At 72.5% G+C, this 26,798-nt stretch carries 23 protein-coding genes and 2 tRNA genes; 3 read left to right on the forward strand and 22 right to left on the reverse strand.

Going from position 1 to position 26,798, the window contains the following annotated elements; translation table 11 throughout:
* Nucleotides 1-86: 86 nt before the first annotated feature.
* Nucleotides 87-2,045 carry a S53 family peptidase gene (locus tag BKA18_RS12155; protein ID WP_366043163.1) on the reverse strand — a complete coding sequence of 653 codons (1,959 nt, stop codon included), beginning with the start codon at nt 2,043-2,045 and terminating at the stop codon, nt 87-89.
* Between the two features lie 361 nt (nt 2,046-2,406).
* A tRNA-Ala gene (locus BKA18_RS12160) sits at nt 2,407-2,479 on the reverse strand.
* Nucleotides 2,480-2,631: 152 nt separating this feature from the next.
* Here BKA18_RS12160 and BKA18_RS12165 point away from each other — a divergent pair.
* Nucleotides 2,632-3,945 carry a glycosyltransferase 87 family protein gene (locus BKA18_RS12165; protein WP_366043164.1) on the forward strand — a complete coding sequence of 438 codons (1,314 nt, stop codon included), beginning with the start codon at nt 2,632-2,634 and terminating at the stop codon, nt 3,943-3,945.
* 99 nt (nt 3,946-4,044) lie between these two features.
* Here BKA18_RS12165 and BKA18_RS12170 read toward each other — a convergent pair whose 3' ends face one another.
* The 9 genes from BKA18_RS12170 to BKA18_RS12210 all read right to left on the reverse strand — a co-directional run bounded on the left by BKA18_RS12170 (nt 4,045) and on the right by BKA18_RS12210 (nt 9,201).
* Entirely contained in the window at nt 4,045-4,278 is a 234-nt protein-coding gene (locus BKA18_RS12170) for a hypothetical protein (RefSeq protein ID WP_006605665.1), read from the reverse strand.
* Between the two features lie 3 nt (nt 4,279-4,281).
* On the reverse strand, nt 4,282-4,530 hold the full coding sequence (locus tag BKA18_RS12175; protein ID WP_006605664.1) for a hypothetical protein: 249 nt from the start codon (nt 4,528-4,530) through the stop codon (nt 4,282-4,284).
* Between the two features lie 204 nt (nt 4,531-4,734).
* A tRNA-Ala gene (locus BKA18_RS12180) sits at nt 4,735-4,807 on the reverse strand.
* A gap of 110 nt (nt 4,808-4,917) precedes the next feature.
* A complete protein-coding gene (locus BKA18_RS12185; RefSeq protein WP_006605663.1) occupies nt 4,918-5,562 on the reverse strand; it encodes a histidine phosphatase family protein in 645 nt (214 codons plus the stop codon).
* A gap of 5 nt (nt 5,563-5,567) precedes the next feature.
* Nucleotides 5,568-6,002 (reverse strand): ribosome silencing factor, encoded by a 435-nt coding sequence (gene rsfS, locus BKA18_RS12190; protein WP_366043165.1) that lies wholly within the window; start codon nt 6,000-6,002, stop codon nt 5,568-5,570.
* 259 nt (nt 6,003-6,261) lie between these two features.
* Nucleotides 6,262-8,082 carry an LCP family protein gene (locus tag BKA18_RS12195; RefSeq protein WP_366043166.1) on the reverse strand — a complete coding sequence of 607 codons (1,821 nt, stop codon included), beginning with the start codon at nt 8,080-8,082 and terminating at the stop codon, nt 6,262-6,264.
* A 24-nt stretch (nt 8,083-8,106) separates the two neighbouring features.
* Complete coding sequence (gene nadD / locus BKA18_RS12200) at nt 8,107-8,718, reverse strand: nicotinate-nucleotide adenylyltransferase (RefSeq protein WP_051006918.1); 612 nt, start codon at nt 8,716-8,718, stop codon at nt 8,107-8,109.
* Nucleotides 8,719-8,770: 52 nt separating this feature from the next.
* Entirely contained in the window at nt 8,771-8,932 is a 162-nt protein-coding gene (locus tag BKA18_RS12205) for a hypothetical protein (protein ID WP_006605659.1), read from the reverse strand.
* 119 nt (nt 8,933-9,051) lie between these two features.
* Nucleotides 9,052-9,201, reverse strand: coding sequence for a hypothetical protein (locus BKA18_RS12210; RefSeq protein WP_006605658.1), 150 nt, complete (start codon nt 9,199-9,201; stop codon nt 9,052-9,054).
* Nucleotides 9,202-9,354: 153 nt separating this feature from the next.
* On the opposite strand from BKA18_RS12210, the gene BKA18_RS12215 reads away from it, so the two are divergent.
* On the forward strand, nt 9,355-10,446 hold the full coding sequence (locus tag BKA18_RS12215) for a M48 family metallopeptidase (RefSeq protein WP_366043168.1): 1,092 nt from the start codon (nt 9,355-9,357) through the stop codon (nt 10,444-10,446).
* Here the strand turns inward: BKA18_RS12215 and BKA18_RS12220 are convergent.
* From BKA18_RS12220 to proB, 5 genes are all read right to left on the reverse strand, one after another.
* A complete protein-coding gene (locus tag BKA18_RS12220; protein ID WP_235449467.1) occupies nt 10,443-11,567 on the reverse strand; it encodes an SCO2583 family membrane protein in 1,125 nt (374 codons plus the stop codon). The genes BKA18_RS12215 and BKA18_RS12220 overlap by 4 nt on opposite strands.
* A gap of 109 nt (nt 11,568-11,676) precedes the next feature.
* A complete protein-coding gene (locus BKA18_RS12225) occupies nt 11,677-12,321 on the reverse strand; it encodes an SCO2584 family spore wall biosynthesis protein (RefSeq protein WP_366043169.1) in 645 nt (214 codons plus the stop codon).
* Nucleotides 12,322-12,383: 62 nt separating this feature from the next.
* Entirely contained in the window at nt 12,384-13,652 is a 1,269-nt protein-coding gene (locus BKA18_RS12230; RefSeq protein WP_366043170.1) for a glutamate-5-semialdehyde dehydrogenase, read from the reverse strand.
* A gap of 72 nt (nt 13,653-13,724) precedes the next feature.
* Nucleotides 13,725-14,219 (reverse strand): hypothetical protein, encoded by a 495-nt coding sequence (locus BKA18_RS12235; protein ID WP_366043171.1) that lies wholly within the window; start codon nt 14,217-14,219, stop codon nt 13,725-13,727.
* Nucleotides 14,220-14,456: 237 nt separating this feature from the next.
* Entirely contained in the window at nt 14,457-15,575 is a 1,119-nt protein-coding gene (gene proB, locus BKA18_RS12240; protein ID WP_086013506.1) for a glutamate 5-kinase, read from the reverse strand.
* 465 nt (nt 15,576-16,040) lie between these two features.
* Between proB and BKA18_RS12245 the strand changes: the two genes are divergently transcribed.
* Nucleotides 16,041-18,128, forward strand: a complete 2,088-nt coding sequence (locus tag BKA18_RS12245) for a hypothetical protein (RefSeq protein WP_366043172.1) — start codon at nt 16,041-16,043, stop codon at nt 18,126-18,128.
* 137 nt (nt 18,129-18,265) lie between these two features.
* Here the strand turns inward: BKA18_RS12245 and obgE are convergent, their stop codons facing one another.
* The 6 genes from obgE to BKA18_RS12275 form a co-directional block, all read right to left on the reverse strand.
* The gene (obgE, locus tag BKA18_RS12250; RefSeq protein ID WP_366043174.1) at nt 18,266-19,702 is read right to left on the reverse strand and encodes a GTPase ObgE; all 1,437 of its coding nucleotides are present in this window, start codon (nt 19,700-19,702) and stop codon (nt 18,266-18,268) included.
* 173 nt (nt 19,703-19,875) lie between these two features.
* On the reverse strand, nt 19,876-20,133 hold the full coding sequence (rpmA, locus tag BKA18_RS12255) for a 50S ribosomal protein L27 (RefSeq protein ID WP_006605649.1): 258 nt from the start codon (nt 20,131-20,133) through the stop codon (nt 19,876-19,878).
* 14 nt (nt 20,134-20,147) lie between these two features.
* Nucleotides 20,148-20,468, reverse strand: coding sequence for a 50S ribosomal protein L21 (gene rplU / locus BKA18_RS12260; protein ID WP_006605648.1), 321 nt, complete (start codon nt 20,466-20,468; stop codon nt 20,148-20,150).
* 292 nt (nt 20,469-20,760) lie between these two features.
* Nucleotides 20,761-24,471 carry an Rne/Rng family ribonuclease gene (locus BKA18_RS12265; protein WP_366043175.1) on the reverse strand — a complete coding sequence of 1,237 codons (3,711 nt, stop codon included), beginning with the start codon at nt 24,469-24,471 and terminating at the stop codon, nt 20,761-20,763.
* A gap of 220 nt (nt 24,472-24,691) precedes the next feature.
* Nucleotides 24,692-25,492, reverse strand: coding sequence for a TIGR03936 family radical SAM-associated protein (locus tag BKA18_RS12270; protein ID WP_366043176.1), 801 nt, complete (start codon nt 25,490-25,492; stop codon nt 24,692-24,694).
* 136 nt (nt 25,493-25,628) lie between these two features.
* Nucleotides 25,629-26,786 (reverse strand): hypothetical protein, encoded by a 1,158-nt coding sequence (locus BKA18_RS12275; RefSeq protein ID WP_366043177.1) that lies wholly within the window; start codon nt 26,784-26,786, stop codon nt 25,629-25,631.
* Nucleotides 26,787-26,798: the final 12 nt, after the last annotated feature.

The raw sequence follows: 26,798 nt of genomic DNA on the forward strand, positions 1-26,798 counted from the left end.
GCGGGCCCCGCCCCCGGTACCCCGTACTCCTACCGCCGTGGCACCGGGGCACGCGCGGTGCGGGGAGGCGGTGCCGCGCCCCGGCGTCAGGGGCGGTAGGAGCTCACATAGCCGGCACCCGGCGAGCCCACGCCGGTGACGTCGTCGTAGCCGACGCCCGCGCGCAGGGAGCTGTCCTTGCCCAGGCTGCGCAGCGAGGTCGTGGTGCCCTTGCTGCCGTCGACGCCGTTGACGTAGTCGACGCGGACGACGGCCAGGTCACGGCCGGCACCCAGCGGGTGGTCGGTGACGTCGTGGTACGCGGGGGTGCCGTAGCGCTGGTAGATGGCGGGGTTGGCGAAGCCGATGGCGACGCCGTGCCGGGCCTGCTGGGCCAGCGCCTGGACACCGGCGATCACCGGCGCGGCCAGCGAGGTGCCGCCGATGCGGTACTCGTCGTAGCCGAGCTTCCCGTCGGGCAGCGTCTGGGTCTGGCCGACCAGGAAGCCGGTGTTGGGGTCGGCGACCGCGGCGATGTCCGGGACGGTGCGCATCGCGCCGCCGCCGTTCGCCTTCGCGAGCCCGTCCGGGACGACTCCGCGCTGGTAGAAGGGCTGCGCCACGCTCTTGCTGGTGCCGCCGCCGGCGCCGCCGTTGAACGTGCCGGGGAAGCCGGTCCAGTCGTTGCCGTCCTTGGACAGCAGCGCCTTCTGGGTGCCCCAGCCGGTCTCCCACTGGTACGCGTCGTGCTTGCCGACGGCCAGGGAGGTACCGCCGACCGCGGTCACCCAGGGGGAGTTCGCCGGGCTGTCGACCTGCTTGACGCCGGTCTTGGCGACCTCGTCACCGTCGTCGCCGGAGGAGAAGTAGAAGCCGATGCCCTGCACCGCGCCCTGCTGGAAGAGCTGGTCGTAGGCGGCCGCCGCATCCGGGGTCTCGTTCGCCTCGAGGTCGCCCCAGGAGTTGGAGACCATGTCGGCGAGGTGACCGTCGACGACCTTGCCGAGCGAGTCGATCAGGTCGTCGTCCATGCAGGAGGCGCCGCCGACGTAGACGATGTCGGCGTCGGGGGCGACCGCGTGGACGGCCTCGACGTCGAGGGTCTCCTCGCCGTACCAGCCGGCCGCGCCGCACTCCTCGATGTGCGAGTAGTCCTTGGGCAGCACCTGGGAGAGCTGGCCGCGGCGGTAACGGGGGTCGCCGTTGCGGGCGGCGTACTTGTCCGCGTCCTGGGCGATGGTCGGCGCGGCGTAGGCGTCGGTGATCGCGACGGTGACGCCCTTGCCGGTCCACTTCTTCGCACCGTAGGCGGCGCGCAGCTGGGTACCGGTGTAGCCCTTGATCGCGTACGGCGCCTTGCTCCCGTAGGCGGACGGCAGCTTCTTGTCCGTCTTGGAGCCGTAGTACGAGGAGAACGGGCCGGAATTGCGGAACACACCTTCCGGCGGCGGCAGTTCGCTGGAGTGGTGCTTGGCGAGCCGCGGCGCGTTGTCCAGACCGGTGACCGTCAGGACCGCGTCGGCGAGCGAGGCGGGCGCGGAGGCGGTGGTGGACGGCGCGTGGTAAGTGTGGCCGCTCTTGCGGTAGTTGTGCAGGTCGGTGGCGAAGGCGCGCTCCGCCGCGGCGGCGTCGCCCTTGACCGTCAGATAGCGCTGCGTGGTGCCGGTGACCGCCAGGCCGGACTTTTTCAGCCAGTCGGTCACCTTGGCTATCTGGTCGTGCGTGGCGCCGTAACGGGAGCGGACCTGGGCGGGGCTCAGGTACTTCCCGTACGCGGCGGAGTGCGGGTCGGACACGGCCCGGGCGTAGTCGGCGAGCCCCTTCGCGTCGCGGCCGGCCAGGTAGACGCGGGCGGTGACGGCCGCGGACGCGGCGGTGGCACCTTGGTCGGCCTGCGCGGTGGCCCACAGCGGCTTGGTGCCCTGCAGTGCGTGCCGACCGCCGTCGTGGCCCGCGGCATCGGCGGCCGGCGCGCCGAGCGCGAGCGCGCCGGCGACCAGCGGCAGCGTCGCTGCCCAGGCCAGACCGGCGCGGGCGCGCAGTGATCTGGTGCGGCTTGATCTCATGTAACCCCCTGCTGTGGCGATGCGGTGCGCTGCGGGGTGCCGCGCTGCGCCGGGGCGCCAGAGGCGCGGCACCGCATGCGCGATGAATGCGTCGGATGTGACGCTCACGCGATTCGCCACTCTTTCGGTGAACCGTTCATGTCAGGGGCATGCGAACACCAAGAAGAGACCAAGGAATGGCAAGTTCTGGTCAGGAATGAGCACAGAGCGAACGATCAACTCGCCATAACGGACGGGGGCTTGACCGGATGTCAGCGCACCCCCGGGGGAACGGCGCCCGGGTGCGGGCCTCCAGGCCACCCGGAACGGACCCGCACGACGAAGCAGGCCATCCACATCGGATGACCTGCTTCGCTCTCTGTGGAGCTAAGGAGAATTGAACTCCTGACCTCCTGCATGCCATGCAGGCGCTCTACCAACTGAGCTATAGCCCCGTATTCTGTTCCCGCCCGGTTCCCCGCAGCGGCATCGCCTACATTACACGGACCTCCCCGCCTTCTGCCAAATCGTTCCGACCGGGGCCTCGGGGGCGGCGCGCGGTACTCTCAGCAGGCAGTGTCCGATTCGTCCTGGGGGGCCGTACGCCGTGACCGCGCTGGAGCTGCAACAGCCCACCGACCCCGGCGGCACACACCCCGGCACGGGCCTCCTCCGTCGGCACCCGACCCTGGTGGCGACCGCCGCCTGCCTGGCCTCGTTCACGGCCTTGTGGACCGCACAGCGCCTCGCGCACGTGACGATGATCGACCTCATGGTCTACCGCGCCGAGGGCTTCACCGTCCGCAACGGCGGGTCCCTCTACGACATGGCCGCGACCTCGGCGCATCTGCCCAACACCTACCCGCCGTTCGCGGCGCTGCTGTTCACCCCGCTCACCGTCCTGGACGTGCCGGCGATGCGCGCCCTGGCCACCGCCGGCAACCTCCTGCTGCTCGTCGCCGTCGTGCACCTCTCGCTGCGGCTCGCCGGCGGGCCGCGGCAGCTGCCCCGGCCCGCCGCGGCGCTCGCGGTCTCCGCCCTGCTGGTGTGGTGCGAGCCGGTGTGGACGACGCTGCGCTACGGCCAGATCAACCTCCTGCTCACCGCGCTGGTGCTGTGGGATCTGACCCGCAAGGACACCCACCGTCTCGCGGGCGTCGGCATCGGGCTCGCGGCCGGGCTCAAGCTGACCCCGGCGCTGTTCGCCGTGTTCCTCGCGCTGGCCGGTGCCGTCCGTGCCGGGCAGCGGCTCCGCTCCGGGGCGGGGGCGCGCGCCGCAGGGAACCCCTGGCTGCGGCAGGCCGCCGTCGCCACCGCCACCTTCCTGGCCACGGTGCTGCTCTCCGCGCTCGTGCTGCCACGCGACGCGCACCGCTTCTGGACCGAGATCGTTTTCGCCACCGACCGGGTCGGTGAGGCGGAGATCACCGCGAACCAGTCGCTGCGCGGCGTGCTCGCCCGGCTGCTGCACACCCACGACCCCGGCACCGCCTGGGTGGTGGCCGCCGGTCTGACCGCGGCCGGCGGCCTGGCGCTGGCGGCCGGGGCGCTGCTGCGCGGGGAGCGCGCCTGGGCGGCCGTGGCCTGCGCCGCGACCGCCCTCCTGATCAGCCCGATCTCCTGGTCCCACCACTGGGTGTGGTGCGTACCGATGCTGGTGCTGCTCGGCTCCGAGGCGCTGCACCGGACCGGCACCGCGGCCCGCCGCCGGTGGGCGGCGACCGCCGCACTGGGCCTGATGTTCTGCTCGTTCGCGCTGTGGTGGGTACCGCACCGCTGGCACCACCACCAGGAACTGCACCAGAACGGGGCCCAGATGCTGCTCTCCGGCGTCTATCCGGTCGCCGGCCTGGCCGTGCTGACCCTGGCCGGGCTCCGGCTGTGGCGGACGGCGCGGCGCGGGCCCGCGCTGCGCGGCTGAACGCGACTGAAACGGTCGCCGGCTCCGCCGTTCATGGCAAGAACGGCAGGATGCGGACTATCTGACGGGGCGTCAGCCAAGAGGGGCGGCCGGCTCCGCTCAGGCCGTGGCGAAGGAGTAGAAGCGCTTCAGGGTGCAGTGCTCTTCGAGCAGCCGCCCGTAGATCGGTTCCCCGTCGAGCTCCCGGTAGGTCTCGATGGGGTCGCCCTTTATGACGAGGGCGCGGGCGCATTCCTCGCACCAGTACTGGTAGTCGGTGTTGACGGGTTCCATGTCGCGGACGATGGGCGTACCGCTGCCGCACCAGTCACATTTCCTGCTGTGGGCGCCCATCCATCAGCTCCAACTGTGGCCGCAGGCCGTACAAACGAAGGAAATGCCGCCGTTGTCGCCCAGCACCTGCGCGACATGGGAGGAACCGCACGAGGGGCACTGCAGAGCGGTACCGTCGCGGCCGCGGCACGGGGAGACCGTCCCGTCAACGGGGCAGGTGAAACGGAGCACATACTCCGGAAGCCAGTCGTACCCCTGCGCCTCGGCGATGTCGAGCAGGTCATTGACCTCCTCGAGGATGCTCGTGGGCATCGCGATCTCTCCTCCCCTGCCGGCGCCGTCCGATTCTGCCACGGACCGCCGACCGGGTCAGGCCCATCTTTTGCGCCACCCGGCGAGTCCCACCGGCCGCCACCGCAAGGGACGGCGGAGCCCCGCGCCACCTCGGACGGTCGGCGCACAGCCCGGATAACGCAGAGATCCCGCCTCCGGTCGGAGGCGGGATCATCCGGGCTGTGGAGCTAAGGAGAATTGAACTCCTGACCTCCTGCATGCCATGCAGGCGCTCTACCAACTGAGCTATAGCCCCGGGTCTTGTTCCGCTCCCCCGGATTTCCCCGGCGGCGGCGCGAACAAGAAGAACTTTAGCCTGCGACCTGCCCGGATGTGAAATCCGGGTCGGCCGGGGCAGCGGCGGGCTCAGTCGTCGTCGCCGAGCACCGGCTCCGGCAGGGTGCCGGCGTTGTGCTCCAACAGGCGCCAGCCGCGCGCGCCCTCGCCCAGCACGGACCAGCAGCAGTTCGACAGACCGCCCAGGCCCTCCCAGTGGTGGGGATCCAGGCCGAGCAGCCGCCCGATGGTGGTGCGGATGGTGCCGCCGTGGCTGACGACGACCAGGGTGCCGTTCTCGGGCAGCTTGTCGGCGTGGTTGAGCACGACGGGCGCGGCGCGGTCGGCGACCTCGGTCTCCAGCTCACCGCCGCCTCGCCGCACCGGCTCACCGCGCTTCCAGGCGGTGTACTGCTCGCCGTAGCGCGCGAGGATCTCCTCGTGCGTCAGCCCCTGCCAGGAGCCCGCGTAGGTCTCGCGCAGGGCCGCGTCATGGGTCACGTCGAGCCGGGCCAGCGCGGCCAGCTCGCTCGCCGTCGTCGAGGCCCGCTGGAGGTCGGAGGCGATGATCACGTCCGGCCCCAGGGCGGCGAGCAGCCGGGCGGCGCGGCGTGCCTGGGACCGGCCCTCCTCCGTCAGTTCGATGTCCGTCGACCCCTGGAAGCGGCGCTCCAGATTCCAGGCCGTCTGGCCGTGGCGCCACAGGACGATGCGGCGGCCGCGGCCGGTCTTCATGCCGTTCAGAGCAGCTCTCCGTCCTGGTCACCCGCCGCGGCATCGGCGTGCGCCGCGGCCTTGCCCCGGGTGGCCTTGGCCTCCTCGGGGAGGTCGATCTCGGGGCAGTCCTTCCACAGGCGCTCGAGCGCGTAGAAGACGCGCTCCTCGCTGTGCTGGACGTGCACCACGATGTCGACGTAGTCGAGCAGCACCCAGCGGGCCTCGCGGTCGCCCTCGCGGCGGACCGGCTTGGCGCCGAGGTCCTTGCTGAGCCGTTCCTCGATCTCGTCGACGATCGACTTGACCTGGCGGTCGCTGGGCGCCGAGGCCAGCAGGAAGGCATCGGTGATCGAGAGGACGTCACTGACGTCGTACGCGATGATGTCGTGCGCAAGCTTGTCGGCCGCGGCCTGGGCTGCGGCGTTGATGAGCTCGATGGAGCGGTCCGTGACGGTCACAAGCGGCTTTCCGGGTTGAGGGCGGCGTCTCCGGCCGGGCCGGGCGGCGGGGCCGGCTGCTGAGCGCGGCGCGCGCCCGGTCCCATGGGCGGCCGGATCGGCGGTCAAGTACCCCACAAGGGTCTCACGGACCACCGACACTCCCGGCCGGGAATCCGGTCTCGCGTGCTGCTTGCGGTGTCCGTGCTGGTCAGCGCCGGGGTGGGGGCGCCCGCCACCGCTGCCGGGCTGGCAGCGCCGGGGCGGGCGCCCCCGTCCGTCAGCCCTTGAAGTCCCGCCCCAGGACCACGGTGATGTCGGCGTTCGAGGCGCCCTTGCCCTGCCGGACCTCGCCGGCCGGCAGGCCCAGCGTCTTGGCGACCTCCGCGGCCTTGGCCTTCTGGGCGGCGTCCGCGTAGGTGACCTGGGAGGTGGCCCGGGCCGCGGTGTCGGTGCCGCCGTCGACGAAGCTGTAGCCGCCGTTGACCAGGGCGACCTGCGCCTTTCCGGTGGCGGCCCGGGTGCCGGTGGCGTTCTTGACCGCGACCCGGGCGGAGTCGGGCGCGGCCTTCTTGACCGTGCCGCCGAGCACGTCCTTGACCACGCTCGCCGCCGTGGTCGGGCTGAGCGTGCCGTTGGCCAGTACGGGCAGCACGGTCGTGCGGTAGGCACCGGTCTTCACCAGCTCCGCCCGCTGCGCCAGCGAGCTGCCCAGCTGCGCCTCGGTGAGCGGCGGATCGAGCACCTGGAGCAGCGCCTTCACGGTCGCGGTGGCGCCGTCGGAGTCGCTGGAGACCTTCTTCAAGGTCGCCTGCATGACCTGGCCGAAGCGCTGCAGTTGCTTGGCCTGGGGCTCGCCCGGCGCCTGGTAGGTGGCGTAGGCGACGGCAGCCTGGCCGTTGAGGTCCTGGGCGCTGCCCTGTTTGACGACCGGGGAGGCGCCCTTCTTGGCGCCGGGCACGGTGGCGTCGGTGTCGAGGGTGATGCCGCCGACCGTCTCGACGAGGTTCTCCAGATACGGGGTGTCCAGCCGCCAGCTGGCCTTGAGGTCGGCGCCCAGAAGGCCGTTGAGGGAGTCCCGGGTCGGCTCGGTGCCCTCGTCCTTGACGGACTTGCCGAGCGTGGTGGCGGTGCCGTCGTCCTTGGTGACGACGAGGTTGTTGGGCAGGAGGACGGTGGTGCCCTTGTGGGTGGTCTCGTTGTCCACCAGCAGCGCCGTCGAGCTGTTCCCGCTCTTGGTGTCCCGCAGATGGACGACGAGGACGTCGCGCTTCTGCCCGGCGGCCGCAGCCGCCTTCCCGGCGCCCGGACCGTCCAGTCCCGGCAGCTTGCCCGCCCACCACAGATAGCCCACGCCGCCGGCCACCAGCAGGGCCAGGACGACGGACAGCGCGACGATCCGGCTGCGGCCGCGCCGCTTGGCCTCCTCGCGCCGCTCGGTGCGGCTCTCGGTGAACTTCAGCCAGTCGATGACGTCTTCGGAGTCCTCGTCCGGCTCCTCGATGAAGGAGAACTGCTCGGTCTGGTACCCCGGCCCGTCGGCGGAGCCCTGCGGGCCACCCGGCTCCGCGGCGTCGTCCGGGGCGCGGCGCTGGGCCGGCGGCCGGTGCGGCCCGTCCTGGCGCGGCGCGGCGGGCTCGGCGGGCCCGCCGTGGTGAGGCTGCTCCAGGTAGGAAAGCTGGTCGTACGGGGACTGCTGGGCCTGCTGCGGGATCCACTCCTGCTGGTGCGCCGGCTGCTGGGGAGCGGCGTAGGGGTCGTACTGCTGCGGAGCGCCGGGCGGGGCCTGGACCTGCCGGCCGCCGTAGGGGTCGTAGCCGTACCCGGTCTGCTCCTGGTACGCCTGGTGCCCCTGCTGCCCGTGCGGGGCCTGGCCGCCGGCCTGCCCGCCGCCGTAGGGGTCGTAGCCCTCATAGGCGGACGGGGCGGCCGGCTGTCCGTACGCGTCGTAGTGCTGCTCGTACGGCGCCGCCGCGGCATCGGGGTACACCGGCCGTCCGTAAGCGTCGTAGGTGTAGCCCTGCTGCCCTTGCTGCCCCTGGGCATACGGGTCGTGGGCGTACGGGTCCTGCGGCCCGTAAGGATCCTGTCGGTCGCTCACCGGTGCCCCTTTCCGTCAGCCCCGTCAGCGGTCGTTGCGGTACAGCTGTTTTTTGTCGATGTAGCGCACCACACCGTCCGGCACCAGGTACCAGACCGGATCCCCCTGGGCGACGCGCGCCCGGCAGTCGGTCGAGGAGATGGCCAGCGCCGGCACCTCGACCAGGGACACCGCCCCCTCGGGCAGCCCGGGGTCCGCGAGGACGTGGCCGGGCCTGGTCACCCCGATGAAGTGGGCAAGTGACACCAGCTCCGCCGCATCGTGCCAGGTCAGAATCTGGCTGAGGGCGTCGGCGCCGGTGATGAAGAACAGATCCGCATCGCGGTGTTCCGCACGCAGATCACGCAGCGTGTCTATCGTGTACGTCTTGCCGCCGCGGTCGATGTCGATACGGCTGACGGAGAACTGCGGGTTGGACGCGGTCGCGATGACCGTCATCAGATACCGGTCCTCGGCCGGGGACACCGTCTTGTGGCTCTTCTGCCACGGCTGACCCGTCGGCACGAAGATGACCTCGTCGAGGTGGAACTGGCTGGCCACCTCGCTGGCGGCGACCAGGTGTCCGTGATGGATGGGGTCGAACGTGCCGCCCATCACTCCGAGTCGCCGCTTCACGGGCCCTGTGTGCTCTCCCATGCGTGCAGACCCTACTGGGCGATGCGCGATGCCGGGGGCCGGGTGTCGCGGCTCAGCGGTCGCGGTTGAAGCGGGTGGTGATCCAGAGCAGGAGGAGCAGGACAAACAGGGCGCCGCCGCCGGTCACGAAAGGGCTGAGGCTGGCGTGACCGCCCTCGTGGCCAGGTTCAGCGGCGAGGGTGGCCAGGGAATGTGCGGTGGTGTGCAGGCTCATCGTCGGCAGGACCAATCCGGGCTGGGGTCGGGCAGAGACTTCCACCACATCGTATGCGGCCGCTCACTGCGGGCCCACGGCGACTCCACCCGGAGGCGCCCGAGGGGGCCGGCCGGGCGTCAGTCCTGGCGGTAGCCGCGCAGCAGGAGCCAGGCGAGCAGCACCGCGCCCACGACACCGACGATGATCACGGTGCGCAGGATCCAGCCGGGTCCGACGTCCTTGGCGGTCTCCTGGGCTGCGGCGAGCAGCACGCTCGGATGCGGCATGACGGTGCGCTCCCTCGGATACCGGCCCGCGCGGTCTTTTGTACGGGCCTGTGCGGTCATTGGTGCGATCGCCAGCGTACGCCCGAGCATCCAATCCGCTGTCGGCGGCGTCCTCTAGGCTGAACACACGCAGTCGAACAGGGGGAGGCCCCAATGACGGAGAGCCCAGACGGCAGCGCCAACGTACCGAGCCGGGACAGGCGGCGGTTCCCCGGCATCTCGTCGCGGTCGTACGAACACCCGGCGGACCGCTCGGCGCTGGTGGCGCTGCGCAAGCTCAGCGGGTTCGACACCGTCTTCAAGACGCTCAGCGGCCTGCTCCCGGAGCGCAGTCTGCGGCTGCTGTTCCTGTCGGACTCGGTCCGGGTGAGCGAGCAGCAGTTCACGCACCTCAACGACATGCTGCGGGACGCCTGCTACATCCTGGACCTGGAGAAGGTCCCGCCGATGTACGTCAACCAGGACCCGCAGCCCAACGCCATGTGCATCGGCCTGGACGAGCCGATCATCGTGGTCACGACCGGCCTGGTCGAGCTGCTGGACGAGGAGGAGATGCGGGCGGTCGTCGGCCATGAGGTCGGGCACGCGCTGTCCGGGCACGCCGTCTACCGCACGATCCTGCTGTTCCTGACCAATCTGGCCATGAAGGTCGCCTGGATCCCGCTGGGCAATGTCGCGATCATGGCGATCGTGACCGCGCTGCGCGAATGGTTCCGCAAGTCGGAGCTGTCGGCGGACCGCGCCGGACTGCTGGTCGGGCAGGATCTGCAGGCCTCGATGCGCGGTCTGATGAAGCTGGCCGGCGGCAATCATCTGCACGAGATGAACGTCGACGCCTTCCTCAAGCAGGCGGACGAGTACGAGTCCGGCGGCGATCTGCGCGACTCCGTGCTGAAGATCCTCAACCTGCTGCCGCGCAGCCACCCGTTCACCACCGTGCGGGCGGCCGAGCTGAAGAAGTGGGCGGCCAGCCGCGACTACCAGCGGATCATGGACGGTCACTACCCGCGCCGGGACGAGGACGGCGACACCTCGGTCTCCGACTCCTTCCGGGACTCCGCGGCGCACTACGCCGATTCGGTGCGCAACAGCAAGGACCCGCTGATGGGTCTGGTGCGCGATATCGCGGGCGGCGCGGGCGACTTGGGCGGCAAGCTGCGCGACACGGTCTTCCGCGGCGGCTCACGTCCCGGCGGGGCCAACGGCACCGGTGGAGCGGACCGGGACCGGCCGGACGACGCCTAACGGACCGGATGGCTCGGCCTCGGCTCGGCGGCGGGCGACAGCTCACCGCAGAGCGAGGGGTTGACCCGGTCCCTGGCAAAGGGATCGGTGCCCGTGGGCCGGTCGTTGCCGGCGTGCTGGCCCGCGAAGAGCGGGTGCAGCGCGTCGGCCGGCTGCGAGGAGCAGGCCAGCGGCCCTGCCTGCAGGCTGCTCTGCAGCACCTCCAGGCGGTGGTCGTTGAGGTTCTCGCGGCTCAGCCGGAAGTGCACCTCGCGCCGCACGGTCACCAGCGAGGCCGCGCCCGGGGTGGGCTTGCCGACGCCCTGGCCCGGTGCGGCATGCTGCCCGCCGGAGACGGGCCGTACCGCGTAGACGAAGGTGTAGTCGGCGGTGACGTCGAGCGCGTCCGGGCTCAGTTCGGAGGCGCTCAGGGTGCCGTCGACGCGGACGTCGTGATCGGCGAGCCGGGTCTGCTTCGGGTCGAAGCGGACCAGCCAACCGGTCGCCGCGTCCCGGCCGTTGTCGTCGGGGTGCGCCAGGCTGCGGTCGAACTGGTCGAGTTGCCCGGTGTCGAGCAGCAGCCGCACCGGCCGCACGGAACCGCCGGTGAGGGTCGCCGGGTCCAGCGAGGAGCGGACGAGGTAGTCCTTGGCCACGGTCAGGGCGGAGACGACCTGGCCGCCGGAGAAGTGCTCGGTCCGCGTGACCGCGGGCAGATTCACGCCCGCGGCGCCGATCCGGTAGTTCGCCGCCGGGCTGTGCGCGAAGAGATCCTGCGGTGTCGCGCCCGGGACGACCCCCCTCGGCGCCAGCGGCACGACCGTGGAGCGCAGCGGCTGCGCCCGGAGCGTGTCCGGATTCTTGTAGGGGTGCCGGATGCCCATGTACACGGCGGTGCCGAAGGCGAGAACGATCAGCAGCACCAGCAGGACCGCCTGCCGGGAGCCGCCCAGTCGCCGCCAGGCATGCCGGGTTTTCACAGCCGGCGAATGGTGTTCGCCCAGCCGCTCGTCCGCGGAGAATTCCTGCAGTCGCGCAGCACGAACGAACGATTCGTCGAAGACGACGGATCGGTATTCGTCCTCACCACCACCCGGGGCGCCGTTGGGCGTCCCTTCAGGAGGGTCACCAGGCCCGGTCATACAACAAGAGTAGGTCTGCCGGGGCGAACGTAAACGCGGGGAGACCGGGCAACTTCACCGGAGGGTTCCCGTTTCAGGTGTCCGCTTCGCGGGCACTGCCGCGCCGCGCTCAGTGCGGCCTGGGTGCCTCCGAGAACGACGGATGCAGGGAGTCGGCCGACGGCAGCAACGGCAGGCCCGGGCGGGCCGTACGGACGCTGTCCGTGCCCGTGGCGGGGGCGTCCACGCCGCTGGAGGTCGGCGCCGGTGCCGGACGCTGGGTCCGCCCCGAGGAGCCGCGATAGACGGCGCTGAAGGCCAGCGCGACCAGCCCGATGCCCATCACCACGGCCAGCACCCAGGCGACCGGCCGGTGCCAGCGGGTACCGCGGTAGGGGCGCAGCGCACCGCCGTAGGGGCCGTACGGGCCGTACGGCCCGTCCTCGCCGTACTCACCGTCGTCCTCGTACTCTGCGTAGTCGCCGAATCCCTCGTAGTCATCGGCCCGGCGGCTGCGGAAGGCGGGGTCGTCCGGGTCGTCGCCCTCGGGGCCGAAACCGGGCCCGGAGCGAGCCGCCTCGGCCTCGGCGCGCGCCTCGGCGGCGGCCAGCATCCGCTCGACCGCCGAGGGCTCATGAATCTGTGCGGAACGGACGAATTCCTCGTCGAAGACCACGGAGGCGAATTCTTCGTCCGCTTTTCCGTGGCTCCCGTGGTGGTGCTCGTCGGGCTCCTCACCGTCCGGGAACGGCTTGCCCCCCACGTCGTCCGGCACCCGTCCAGGTTAGCCCCGGCGGCCTCTTTTGGGCAGAGAGAACGGGGAATCCGGGGGACCCGTCAGCGGGTGTGGCCGTCGCCGGTGACGATGTACTTCGTCGAGGTCAGTTCCGGCAGTCCCATGGGCCCGCGGGCGTGCAGCTTCTGGGTGGAAATGCCGATCTCCGCGCCGAAGCCGAATTGGCCGCCGTCGGTGAAACGGGTCGAGGCATTGACCGCGACGGTGGTGGAATCCACCAACTGGGTGAACCGGCGGGCGGCCGCCTGCGAGGTCGTGACGATGGCCTCGGTATGGCCGGAGGTCCAGCGCCGGATGTGCGCCACCGCGGCGTCCAGGTCGGGCACCACGGCGGCCGCGATGTCGTACGAGAGGTACTCCGTCGCCCAGTCCTCGTCGGTGGCGGGGGCGACCAGGCCGGGGCCCGCCTGCTGCCAGGCCGCGTCGCCGTGCACGAGCACGCCGGCCTGGGTCAGCGCCTCCAGGGCGCGCGGCAGGAACTTCTCGGCGATCCCGGCATGCACCAGCACCGTCTCGGCGGCGTTGCAGACGCTGGGGCGCTGGGCCTTGGAGTTGACGAGGATGTCGACGGCCATGTCGAGGTCGGCGGCCTCGTCGACGTAGACGTGGCAGTTGCCGGTGCCGGTCTCGATCACCGGCACGATGGACTCCTCGACGACCGTCCGGATCAGGGACGCGCCGCCGCGCGGGATCAGCACGTCCACCAGGCCGCGGGCGCGCATCAGCTCACGGACCGACTCACGGCTCTGGCCCGGCACCAGCTGCACCGCGTCGGCGGGCAGCCCGGCGCGCTGGACGGCGTCCCGCAGCACGTCCACCAGGGCGCTGTTGGAGGCGTACGCCGAGGACGAGCCGCGCAGCAGCACGGCGTTGCCGGACTTCAGGCACAGGGCCGCGGCGTCCACCGTCACATTGGGCCGGGCCTCGTAGATGATCCCGATCACCCCGAGCGGCACCCGGACCTGCCGCAGGTCGAGGCCGTTGGGCAGGGTCGAGCCGCGCACCACCTCGCCGACCGGGTCGGGCAGCGCCACGACCTGGCGGACGTCCGCGGCGATGGCCGCGATCCGCTCGGGGGTGAGGGTGAGCCGGTCGACGACCGACTCGGCGGTGCCGGCCTCCCGCGCCTTGGCGATGTCCTGGGCGTTGGCGGCGACGATGGTGTCGGTCCGCTCCACCAGGGCGTCGGCGATGGCGAGCAGCGCGGCGTCCCGGGCCGTCCGCGGCAGTGGCGCCAGGACGGCGGCCGCCTCCCGCGCCCGGCGGGCGGTGTCGAGGACGGGTGAGGACTGCGATGCGCTGCTGGTCATGGCCGCAGCCTATCGGGCGGGCAGGCTGCGGCCGGCGGGTATCTCACAGCGCGGGACGCACGCGCCCGCCCGTCAGAAGGGGTGGACACCGACCGGTGCGGCCGGTGGCGGTCCGTAGCCCTCGGCGAGGCGCTGGTGGTAGGTCTCGCGGTCGATGACCTCCAGGCCGACGATCTCCCACGGCGGCAGCTTGGCCGTGGCGCGGTGCTCGCCCCACAGCCGCAGCGCGACCGCCGCGGCATCGTGCAGGTCGCGCGCCTCCTCCCAGTACCGGATCTCGGCGTGGTCGTTGGCGTAGCGGCTGGTCAGCAGGAAGGGGTGGTCGTGGGCGAGCTGTTCCAGCGCCCGCCGGACCTCCTTCAGCGGGGACTCGGCGCCCGAGACGCTGAGGGTGATGTGCCACAGCCGGGACGCCTCGCGGCGCTCGCCCCCGGCCGGGTACGGCGCCGGCCCGCCGCGCTCGGCGCAGCGGTCGTCCGGCCGGCCGGCGTCCTCGCCGGTGCCGACGCTGGTCAGTGTGCGCTCCGCCGTTCCTCGGGGCAGCGCCCCTGGGCGCCCTCGTCTCACCGGCGGCCTCCTGTGATGCGAATCGCTCCGTCCTCGGGGGTACGGAACCGTCGTACGTCGGCGTGTGCTCGTGCGCTTGCGGGCGCCGCTCCCCAAGGCGCCCGTGCAACAAAGTTGACCAGCCCGCGGCCCGTCGCGGGGGCATTTTTGCGAAGGTCTCGGTGGAAAGGCTGGTCTGCACCCCTGCACCGGTGACGGTGTTCGAGGGCCGCGGCAGCCGTCGGCCGGCGGCCGGTCTCAGTGGTGCATCAGCACCAGATCGTCGCGGTGCACGACCTCGCGCTCATAGGCCGGGCCCAGCTCGCGGGCCAGATCGCGGGTCGAACGCCCCATCAATCGGGGGATTTCCCGGGCATCGAAATTGACGACGCCGCGGGCGACCGCGCGGCCCTCGCCGTCCCGCAGCTCGACCGGGTCCCCGGCGGTGAACTCGCCCTCCACGGAGGCGATTCCGGCCGGGAGCAGCGAGGAGCCCCGTTCGACCACGGCCCGCACGGCCCCGTCGTCGAGGACCAGGGCGCCGCGCGGTGTGGAGGCGTGCGCCAGCCACAGCAGCCGGTCGGCGGAGCGGCGGCCGGTGCGCAGGAAGTGCGTGCCGGTCAGCCCGCCGGCCAGGGCGTCCGCGGCGTGCACGGCGGAGGTCAGCACGACCGGGATGCCGGCCGCGGCCGCGATCCGGGCCGCCTCGACCTTGGTGACCATGCCGCCGGTGCCGACGCCGGCCCGGCCCGCGCTGCCGATGGAGATGCCCTCCAGATCGTGGGGCCCGCGCACCACGCCTATCCGGGAGGTGCCGGGGGTGGCCGGATCGCCGTCATAGAGGCCGTCGACGTCGGAGAGCAGGATCAGCAGGTCGGCGCGGACGAGATGGGCGACCAGGGCCGCCAGCCGGTCGTTGTCGCCGAACCGGATCTCGTCGGTGGCGACGGTGTCGTTCTCGTTCACGATCGGTACGGCGCCCATGGCCAGCAGCTGGTCGAGGGTCCGGTAGGCGTTGCGGTAGTGCGCCCGGCGGCTGGTGTCGTCGGAGGTCAGCAGGACCTGGCCGACCCGGCGGCCGTAGCGGGCGAAGGAAGCGGTGTAGCGGGCGACCAGCAGGCCCTGGCCGACGCTGGCGGCGGCCTGCTGCCGGGCCAGGTCACGGGGCCGCCTGGCGAGCCCCAGCGGCGCCAGACCGGCCGCGATGGCACCGGAGGAGACCAGCACGATCTCCTTGTCCTGGTGCTTGGCCAGCACATCGACCAGCGCGTCCACACGATCGGCGTCCAGCCCCCCGGCTGCCGTCGTCAGCGAGGAGGAGCCGACTTTCACCACGATCCGGCGGGCGTCCTTCACGTCCTGCCTTGCGCCTGCCACCTGCGTACCCCTGTGCTCGCCGTTCCCGCCGCCGTACGGAGAATTCTGTCCGATCCGCACCACGGCCCTACGGGCGCAATCTACGGCAGTGCGGCCCGCGCGCGCTGCGCGATATCTCCTGGCGGACGGCCTGCGGCGGCGGAACGGCCGGACCGGCGGGCGGCGCGGCGCGGCCGGGCGGGCAGAATGGGGGCCGGACATCCGGCCCGCGCCCCCGGGGGCAGGGTGCCCCGCCCGTTGGCCCATGCGGTTTTCTATAGACGGAAGCCGAGGCCAAGGGGTTGCGTTCGATTGGTCCGCTTTCGCGGTGATGAGAGCCACAGCAGATTGTCACCAGGGCCAACGAGGTCATACGGTCGGGTGTCCATCGGTCCCGTTTCGCCGCTCCGGCGGTGTCGCAGCGCGGGACCCGGCCGCCCCGCTCGGCCTCCCCCCTGACCTTCGTGCTGCCAGGAGCCCTCCCCCGTGCCTTCCGCCGGAATCGTCCCCCGCCGAGCCGTCCAGCTCGCGGCACTCTTCGCGATGATGGTCGCGTTCACCGCCCAGCTCGTCGGTGCGCTGTTGCCCGTCATCCCGTTGTTCATCGCCGCATCCGTGGTCAACCTGGGACTCGACCTGGTCCTCCAGCACAAGCAGCCGGGCCTGCTCGCGGTGCTCGGCCGGATCCGGTTCGACGTCACCGTGCGCCAACTGCTGCGCGACATGCTGATACTGGTCGGCCTGCTGCACATCGACGGCATCAACCCGCTGGAGGAGCAGGCGCCGCTCACCATCACGCTGCTCCTCTTCTACGGCACCCACTTCGTGTGCCAGGCGGTGGCGGTGCTGGTCCGCCGGACCCGCAGCCTGCCGTTCGTCACCCGCAACATCGACGCGAGCGCGCTGCGGCTCTGCGACGCCCCGCCGCGCATCCTCTCCCGCCAGACGGGCCGGCGGCTGCTGCGCTTCTCCGTGCCCACCACGGCCGGCATGATGCTCACCTCGATCACCACGGACGCGTACTGGGGCGGCATCGGCCTCGCCGTCTCCCTGGCGCTGTCCGCCGGCGGCACGCTCTACCTGAGCACCTGGCTGCTGCCCAAGAAGCGGGTGGCGAACGAGAAGCAGGCCCTGGAGTGGCTGGACAACTGGCTGGCGGAGTACCGGCCGACGGTCGGCATGTACTTCTCCGGCGGCGCCTCCTCCGCCTACCAGGCCAACATGTGGCTGAGCACGCTGGCCGCCCTGGACGGCAACCCGATCATCGTGCTCCGCGAGCGCTTCATGGTGCAGAAGATCGAGGCCACGGACGTACCGATCGTCTGCATCCCCAAGGTCGCCAACCTGATGCGGCTGGAGCACTCCACGCTCAAGGTGCTGCTGCACCCGGCGAACTCCGGCAAGACCTCGCAGATCCTGCGCATCCCGTCCATCAAGCACGCCTTCACCAACCACGGCGAGAGCGACAAGCTGTCCTCCTGCAACCCGTACGCGAAGGCGTACGACGAGGTGTGGGTCGCGGGCCCGGCGGCCCGTGACCGCTACCAGCTCGCCGACATCGGCGTCGAGGACAAGGACGTCATCGAGGTCGGCCGCCCCCAACTGGCCCCGATCCAGCCGTACGCGGGCGCCCCGGCCGGCCGCCCGACCACCGTCCTGTACGCCCCGACCTGGGAGGGCTGGGACGGCAACCCGGGCAACACCTCGGTGATCCTGGCCGGCGAGAACATCGTCCGCGAGCTGCTCGCCGACGAGAACGTCCGGCTGCTGTACAAGCCGCACCCGATGACCGGTTCCGTGGACCCGCGCGCGGGCGCCGCCAACTCCCGGATCCAGGCGATGATCGCGGAGGCCAACGCCGGCCGCAGCGGGGCGCGGCCCGGCCCGGAGGCCGCCGCCGAACTGGCCCGCCGCACCGAGGAACTGGACGCGCTGACCACCTCTGCGTTCCGCAAGAGCGCGGACGAGCTGGAGCGGATGCGGCTGCAGGGCACCCCGCAGGAGGGCCGTGCCGCCGCCGTGGACGCGGCTGTCACCGCCTGGGAGGCGGCGTACTGGAACTCCTTCCCCCAGTGGGAGCACCGCGTCATCACCACCGCCCGCCCCGGCATCTTCAGCTGCTTCAACGAGGCGGACGTGCTGATCAGCGATGTCTCCAGCGTGGTGTCCGACTACCTGACGAGCGAGAAGCCGTACGCGGTCGCCAACACCTCGGGCATGAGCGAGGACGACTTCCGGGCGAACTTCCCGACCGTACGCGCGGCGACCATCCTCACGCCCGACGCGAGCGGCGTGGCCGGCCTCCTCGACGCGGTGCGCAACCCGGAGCAGGACACCCTGGCCGCGGAGCGGGCCGAGCTCAAGGAGCATCTGCTGGGCCCGTCGGACCCGCCCTCGTCGGTCCGCTTCAACCAGGCCGCGCTGGCCCTGGGCACCAAGGCCGACGAGCGGCGCATCCGGATGGAGAGCCGGCTGTCCGGCATCCCCGGCCAGCGCTCCCAGGACGACGTGAACGGCGCCGGGACGGCCGGGCACGAGACCAGCGGCGCCTCGGACACGACAGCCGCCGTCTGAGCCCACAGCGGCCGCCCAGGTCCGCTACGGCGGGCCCGAGCACGGGGAAGGCCCCCGGGAGGATCTCCTCCCGGGGGCCTTCCCCGTTCCTGCCTGCCGCCGCTCCCGCCTGCCGCGGGTGGCCGCTCCCGCGCCCGTCAGAAGGGCCGGAAGCGCTCGTACTCCTCGGTGGCCTCGTCCCGCTCCGCGTCGCGGTCCCGGCGGCGCTGCGCGGCAGGCCGGGGCGCCTCCAGGCGGTGGTCCTCGCCACGACGGCCCAGCATCTCCGCGCCGGCCGCCATGGTCGGCTCCCAGTCGAAGACGACGGCGTTGTCCTCGGGGCCGATCGCGACCCCGTCCATGGCCCGCGCGCCGGCCTTGAGCAGGGCGTCCTCGACGCCGAGACGGCTGAGCCGGTCGGCGAGGTAGCCGACGGCCTCGTCGTTGTTGAAGTCGGTCTGGCGCACCCAGCGTTCGGGCTTCTCGCCGCGGACGCGGTAGAAGTGCTCGGCCTCCTCCGTGACCGTGAAGCCCGCGTCGTCCACGGCCTGGGGGCGGATCACGATCCGGGTGGCTTCCTGGACGGGCTTGGCGGCACGGGCCTTCGCCACGATGTCGGCGAGGGCGTAGGACAGCTCCTTCAGGCCCAGGTGCGCGACGGCCGAGACCTCGAAGACGCGGTAGCCGCGCTCCTCCAGATCGGGGCGGATCATGTCTGCGAGGTCCTTGCCGTCGGGGACGTCGACCTTGTTGAGGACGACCACCCGGGGCCGGTTCTCCAGACCGCCGTACTGGGCCAACTCCTCCTCGATGCGGTCGAGGTCGGAGACCGGGTCACGGTCCGACTCCAGGGCCGCGGTGTCCAGGATGTGCACCAGCACCTCGCAGCGCTCGACATGGCGCAGGAATTCCAGGCCCAGGCCCTTGCCCTGGCTGGCACCGGGGATCAGGCCCGGGACGTCCGCGATGGTGTAGACCGTCGAACCGGCCGTCACCACGCCGAGGTTGGGCACCAGCGTCGTGAACGGGTAGTCCGCGATCTTCGGCTTGGCCGCCGAGAGCACCGAGATCAGCGACGACTTGCCGGCGCTGGGGTAGCCGACCAGCGCCACGTCCGCGACGGTCTTCAGCTCCAGCACGATGTCGCGGGCCTCGCCGGGCTCGCCGAGCAGCGCGAAACCGGGGGCCTTGCGGCGGGCGGAGGCCAGCGCGGCGTTGCCGAGGCCGCCGCGGCCGCCCTGGCCCGCGACGAAGGTAGTGCCCTGGCCGATGAGGTCGGCCAGGACCTCGCCGTTGCCGTCGAGCACGACCGTGCCGTCGGGCACCGGCAGGACCAGGTCCTTGCCGTTCTTGCCCTCGCGGTTGTCACCGGCGCCGGGCTGGCCGTTGGTGGCCTTGCGGTGGGGGTGGTGGTGGTAGTCGAGGAGGGTGGTGACGTCCTGGTCGACGACCAGGATCACATCGCCGCCACGGCCGCCGTTGCCGCCGTCCGGTCCGCCGAGCGGCTTGAACTTCTCACGGTGAACGGAGGCACAGCCGTGGCCTCCGCTACCCGCGGCGACCTGCAGCTCGACGCGGTCCACGAAGGTGGTCATGGTGGGGGTGCCTCCAGAAAACGACGGGTGCGCGGAATCCGCGCCAAGAACTCTGTCCTGCGGGGTGTGTCTGTATCAACGCGCCAAGGGCGGACCGGCCTTCCCGCTCTCGCGGGAAAAGGCGGTCCGCCCTCGGAGTGCTGCTGTGGCGTGGAACGGCGTCCGGGCCGGAATTACTCGGCGACCGGAACGATGTTCACGACCTTGCGGCCACGGTGGGTGCCGAACTGCACCGCGCCGTCCGCAAGGGCGAACAGGGTGTCGTCGCCGCCGCGGCCGACGCCCGTGCCCGGGTGGAAGTGGGTGCCACGCTGGCGGACCAGGATCTCACCGGCGAGGACGGCCTGACCGCCGAAGCGCTTCACGCCGAGCCGCTGAGCATTGGAATCGCGACCGTTCCGAGTGGACGATGCGCCCTTCTTATGTGCCATGTCTCCTCAGTCCCTTACTTCGCCGGAGCGTCGATGCCGGTGATCTTCAGCGCCGTGTGGAGCTGGCGGTGGCCGATCCGCTTCTTGTAACCGGTCTTGTTCTTGTACTTCTGGATCCGGATCTTGTCGCCCTTGTGATGGTCGACGACCTCGCCCTGGACCTTCACGCCGGCCAGGACCCACGGGTCGCTGGTGACCGAGTCGCCGTCGACGACCAGCAGCGTGGAGAGCTCGACGGTGTCGCCGACCTTGCTGGTGGAAATGCGGTCAACCTCGATGACGTCGCCAACAGCAACCTTCTGCTGGCGTCCGCCGGTGCGCACGATCGCGTACACGCGGAACTCTCTCTCGCTAGGAATCGGATCCTCTGATGCCAGCCGCTCACACGGGCTCGGGATAGGGCCCGTGAAATCCGAGTGGACGAGCGGCCTCCCTCGGCGGACCGAGAGGTGTGTGCTCAGGGGTTTGGTGTCACAGACACCGACGGTCAAGGTTACGGGGCCTTGACCTGGGGGTCAAACCGGCCCCGGACCGCGAACGGTCCGGGGCACGGCCTGCTCAGTCCTCCGCGGAAGCCCCCGGTGCAAGCACCGGCTCCACTGGAGCGGCTTACGCGGCGCCCTCTGTCTAGGCCACCGGGGCCTGCTCGGCGGCCGCGGTCTTCTTGGCCGCCGCCTTCTTGGTCGTCGTCTTCTTCGTGGTGGTCTTCTTCGCCGTGGCCTTCTTGGCGGCGGCGGTGGTGGTCTTCTTCGCCGCCGTCTTCTTGGCCGTGGTCTTCTTCGCCGCGGTCTTCTTGGCGGTGGTCTTCTTCGCCGCCGCCTTCTTCGCGGTCTTCTTGGCCGCGGGCGCCGCCTCCGCCTCGGCGGGGGCCTCGGTGGGCGCCGGCTCCGCCGCGGGTGCGGTGATGACCACGGTCGCCGCGGAGTCGTCGGAGACCTCCGGCGAACCCGCCGGGGCGGTCGCCTTACGGGTCGCCCGACGGCGCGGACGGGCCGGCGCGGGCTCCGCGGCCGGCGCCTCGGCGACCGGCTCCGGGGCCTGCTCCGGCTCGGGCACGGCCACCGGCTCGGCCGGCAGCACGATCTCGGCGGTCTCCTCGGCAGCCTTGGGGGCGCCCGCCGGAGCGGACACCTTCCGGCTCACCCGGCGACGGCCACGGCCGCGCCCGGCGGCCGCCTCGGCCTCCGCGGGGCTGCTGAACCATTCGTCCGCCTCGGCCACCGCGGGCTGCAGTTCGGCCTCCGTCACGGCGACCGGCTCCAGCTCGGGCTCGCCGCCGTCCGGGGTCGGCTCGACCGTCGCGACCTCGTGGACATGCGGCTCGGCCTGGGCGCCCTTGCCCTTCTTCTTGCGCTTGCCACCGCCGCCGGCCACCGTCGGCTGGTCCATGTGGACGATGACGCCGCGGCCGTTGCAGTGCACACACGACTCGGAGAAGGACTCCAGCAGGCCCTGGCCGACCCGCTTGCGGGTCATCTGGACCAGGCCGAGCGAGGTGACCTCGGCGACCTGGTGCTTGGTGCGGTCCCGGCCGAGGCACTCCAGCAGGCGCCGCAGCACCAGATCCCGGTTGGACTCCAGCACCATGTCGATGAAGTCGATCACGATGATGCCGCCGAGGTCGCGCAGCCGCAGCTGACGCACGATCTCCTCGGCCGCCTCCAGGTTGTTCCTGGTGACCGTCTCCTCCAGGTTGCCGCCCTGGCCGGTGAACTTGCCGGTGTTGACGTCGACCACGACCATCGCCTCGGTCCGGTCGATCACCAGCGAACCACCGCTGGGCAGCCAGACCTTGCGGTCCAGCGCCTTCATCAGCTGCTCGTCGATGCGGTACGTCGCAAAGACATCGACGTCCGACGTCCACTTCTGCAGCCGGTCGGTGAGGTCCGGGGCGACGTGCGCGACGTAGCCGTGGATGGTCCCCCAGGCCTCGTCACCGCTGACGATGACCTTGGAGAAGTCCTCGTTGAAGATGTCGCGGACGACCCGGACGGTCATGTCCGGCTCGCCGTAGAGCAGCGTCGGCGCATTGGAGCTGCTGCTCTTGGCCTTCTTCTGGATCTCTTCCCACTGCGCCTGCAGCCGCTGGACGTCGCGCGCCAGCTCGTCCTCGCTCGCGCCCTCCGCGGCGGTGCGGACGATGACGCCCGCATCCTCGGGGACGATCTTTTTGAGGATCTGCTTCAGCCGCGAGCGCTCGGTGTCCGGGAGCTTGCGGCTGATACCGGTCATCGAGCCCTCGGGCACGTAGACCAGGTAGCGGCCGGGCAGCGAGACCTGGCTGGTGAGCCGGGCGCCCTTGTGACCGATCGGGTCCTTGGTGACCTGCACCAGCACCGACTGGCCGGACTTCAGCGCGGACTCGATACGGCGCGGGCCGTTGGCCATGCCCAGCGCCTCGAAGTTGACCTCACCGGCGTACAGCACCGCGTTGCGGCCCTTGCCGATGTCGACGAAGGCGGCCTCCATCGACGGCAGGACGTTCTGCACCTTGCCGAGGTAGACGTTGCCGACGTACGAGGTCGCCTGCTCCTTGTTGACGAAGTGCTCCACGAGCACGTTGTCCTCAAGGACGCCGATCTGGGTGCGCTCGCCGCTCTGGCGGACGACCATCACCCGCTCGACGGCCTCGCGGCGGGCGAGGAACTCCGCCTCGGTGATGATCGGCACCCGGCGGCGGCCCTGCTCACGCCCCTCACGGCGGCGCTGCTTCTTGGCCTCCAGGCGCGTCGACCCCTTGATCGACTGCACCTCGTCGGCGCTGGTGCTCTCGTCCTTCTTGCGGGGCTCGCGGACCTTGACGACCGTGCGCTCCGGATCGTCGGCACCGCCGGCCTCGGGCTCGGCGGCGTCGCCGGTGCGACGGCGCCGGCGACGGCGACGGCGGCTGCTGCTGGAGCCGCCGCCCGGCTGCTCCTCGTCCTCCTGCGCCTCGGGCCGCTCGGCGGCCCGCTCCTCGTCCTCCTCGGACTCGGCCTCCGCGGTCTCCCGCTCCTCGGCCTGCTCCTCGGCGCCCTCGGCGGCCTCCCCGCGACGGCGGCGACGGCCACCACGGCGGCGGCGGCGCGAGGGACGGTCCGCGGACTCGTCCTCGCCGTGACCGGCCTCGGCCTGCTCGGCCTCCGGCTCGGCCGCTTCCTCGGCCTGCGGCTCCTCGGCCGGGGCCGCGGCCACCTGCTCGGGCTGCTCGGCCTCGGCCTGGGCGCCCCGGCGGCGACGGCGGCGCGTCCCGGCGGGCTGCTCCTCCACAGCCTGCTCGCCGGCGGCCTCCTCCTGACGGGCCGCGGCATGGGCGGCCGCCGCGCTCTCCGGCGTCTGGAACATCGGCTCGGTGAAGACCGGCGCCTGGAAGACGGCGGTCGGCGGGCGCTGGGCCCGGCGGCGGCCGCGCTGGGGCGCCTCGGCCGCGGGCTCCGCGGCCTCCTCGGCGGGCTGCGCGGCAGCGGCCGGCTCCGCGGCACGCTCGCCGCGACGGCGGGCCCGGCGGCGGGGTGCCTCGGGGGCCTCGGCCGCGGCGGCCGGCGCCTCCTCGGCCGCCGGCTCCGGGGCCTCCTCGGCCGGCTGCGGGGCGCCCGCAGCGGCGGTGGCCTTACGGGTCGCCCGGCGGCGGGAACGGGCCGGCGCGGCCTCCTCGGCGGGCGCGGGGGCCGCCTCCTCGGCGGCGGGGGCGGGCGCCTCGGCGGCTACCGGCTCCGCGGCGGCCTCGGTCTGCGGGGTGCCGGCGGGAGCGGTGACCTTACGGGTCGCCCGGCGGCGGGTGCGGGCGGGCTTGGTCTCGGCCTCCGGGGCGGCGGCCGGGGCGGCCTCCGCGGCGGCCTCGGCGGGCGCGGGCGCCTCGGCGGCCACCGGCTCCGCGGCGGCCTCGGTCTGCGGGGTGCCGGCGGGCGCGGTGACCTTACGGGTGGCCCGGCGGCGGCCGCGGCGCGGCGCCTCCTCGGCCTGCGGCGCCTCGGCGGGCGTCTCGGCGGCGGGGGCTTCGGGGGCTTCGGCGGCGGCCGGCTCGGCCGGAGCCGCGGCGGGCTCGCCGGATGCGGGCTGCGGGGTCCCGGCCGGGGAGGTGACCTTACGGGTCGCCCGGCGGCGGGTACGGGCGGGCTTGGCCTCGTCGCCGCTGGTCACCGCGGAGGCGGTGGTCTCTTCGGCGAGGGCCGCGCCGGGCCCGGCGGAGGCGGTGGTGCTCACCACCGCGGCCTCGGCAGCGCCGGCGCCCGTGGGCGGACCGGCCGGCCGGGAGGCGGCACGGCGCCGGGGCGGCAGGGTGTCGCTGGGTGAATGATTGTCGTCGGCGCCACCGTTCCGGGAATTCGTGGAACGGGTGGGCTCAATGGGCTCGAGCATGCGGGCGGTTCTCCCGTCACGCTCCCGGGCGCCGCGCCTGATTCCGGTCGCGGTCCGCGTGATGAGCGCGGTCCCGCTGTCCGGGGCGTGGGCGCCGCACGGGAGCTGTCGTCTCGCTCGCCGGCTCCCTTTGGGCGGGGACCGGCGAAAGTCTCCTGGTCAGTGCGTCTGCCGGACCGGGGTGGCTCCCTGGCTGATCGGCGACGCGACGACGGCGGTCCTACGCAGTACCTTCCCCGGCTGCCGGGGAGACCCCACTCGTCGCCTTCGCGGCACTCAGCCCGGCGGCCGTGGGTGGGGCGGCCGTGGCAGCGTCGCGGTCGGGCGCTAGCGGGTCAGTCACCGCGCCGGTCTCCTCATCGAGCAGCCCCTGCGCCAGCCTGGTCACCGCAGCGGGGACCGGCGGCGCCAGGTCGGCCGTAGCTCGGAGGCCGGACAGGACGTCGTCGGGTCGAACGGCAGGTGTCAGATGCCGAACAACCAGCCGCAGTATCGCACAGGCTTTGCCGTCGGGCCTATCGTCCACAGAACCGACGGCCTCCAGACGCGTCACTGCGGCCCGTGCGTCGAAGGTCCGCATGCCGTTCTTGGTACGGCGCTCGACCTGCACCTCTTCGGCGGCGAGGAAGGCCTGGACGGCGCTCCCGGCCTCCTCGGGCGCGACCCCGTCGAGCCGGATCTCCCACACCGAGGCCTCCAGCCGGTCGGCCAGACCGGAGGTGTGCGCCTCGACGGCGTCGATCACATCGAGCCCGTCCGGAAGCGAGGTATCGAGCAGCTCGCGCAGCTTGTCCGGATCGCGGCGCTCGGCGAGCTGGATCTCCAGATACTCGGCCTCGCTGCCCGTGCCGGTCGGGGCGGCGTTGGCGTACGACACCTTGGGATGCGGGGTGAAGCCCGCCGAATAGGCCATGGGGACCTCGGCGCGGCGCAGCGCCCGCTCGAAAGCGCGCTGGAAGTCGCGGTGGCTGGTGAACCGGAGGCGGCCGCGCTTGGTGTAGCGCAGTCGGATGCGCTGCACCGCCGGTGCGGGCGGCGGGCCTTCGGGCTGTCGCTTGCCCAGTGTTACTTCTCCTTGTGTGAGGGCGCTGCTGGACGCCACCCCCGTCTGCACGGGGACGGCCCGGAGGACGCCGTCCAGCGTCGCCCGGTCCGGATCACCCCCGCGCGGGCGGGGGAACGTCGCGCCCGGACGTCTTACCTAGAGTACGTGCCCCGGAACCCCCTGGTTCCCGCCGGGGCACCACGGCCCTCGCCGGCTCCGGCTCCCGGGGCGCCCCGAACAGGGCCCGCCGGATCTCCCGGCGGGTCTGCCGCACGGTCTCGCGCGCCGTCCGCAGCGCCTGCCGCACCGGCCGCCACAGGCCGTCCCGGATCACGTGCCCGACCGGCCTGAGCACACTGCGACAGACCCAGCGCACCGGTTCGACGAGGGTCCACCGCAGCACCGCGGCCAGGAACCGGCCGAGGGCCCGGGAAACGATCCCGGCGGCCCGCCAGCAGTGCCCCAGCGCCGCCCCGGTCTCCCGGACCAGCACCGTCACCACGGCGGCCAGCGCCCGCCCGGCCGGCGCCAGCACCCACCGCCACAGGGCGACCGCCGGCACGACCACGATCCACCGGACGAGTACGCCGAGCACCGCGCCGAGGCTCCGCACCAGCCGGGCGAGACCGCGCCCGAGCGGCGCCAGCACGTACGTGCGGAGCCACTGGGCAGGCACCACGACCAGATACCGCACCAGCCACCTCACGGCCGCGTCGATCCCCCGGCCGACCGGCGCCAGCACATACCGCCACAACACCACCCACGGCCACACGAACAGCGCCTTGCCCAGCCACACCAGCGCCACGCCCAGCCCCCGCACCAGCCAGGCGATCCCCCGCCCGAGCGGCGCCAGCACATACGCGTGCACCCACCGGGCGGGCACCACGACCAGATACCGGACCAGCCACACCACGGCCGCGCCGATCCCCCGGCCGGAGGGCGCCAGCACATGGCGCCACAGCCAGGCCGCCGGCGCGACGACGAGCGTGCGCCAGAGCCACCGGAGCGGGGCCACGACGACGGTGCGCCAGAGCCAGACCAGCGGACGCACGATCAGGGTCAGCCAGAACCAGGCCAGTCCGCGGCCGAGGGGACGCAGCGCGGTCCGGTGGAGAGCCCTGCCCACCGCGGTCAGCGCGTCCCACACCAGCCGCACCGGCACGACGAGCACCAGCACCACGATCCGCACCGGCATCCGGACCACCGTGGTCACACAGCCTTCGCCCGGCTCGTACCGGGCCGGCCCCCGCTCGCTGCCGGTCGGCTCCATCCGTCTCTCCCC

The sequence above is a fragment of the Streptomyces auratus genome, from assembly GCF_050433025.1.
GTDB lineage: Bacteria > Actinomycetota > Actinomycetes > Streptomycetales > Streptomycetaceae > Streptomyces > Streptomyces sioyaensis.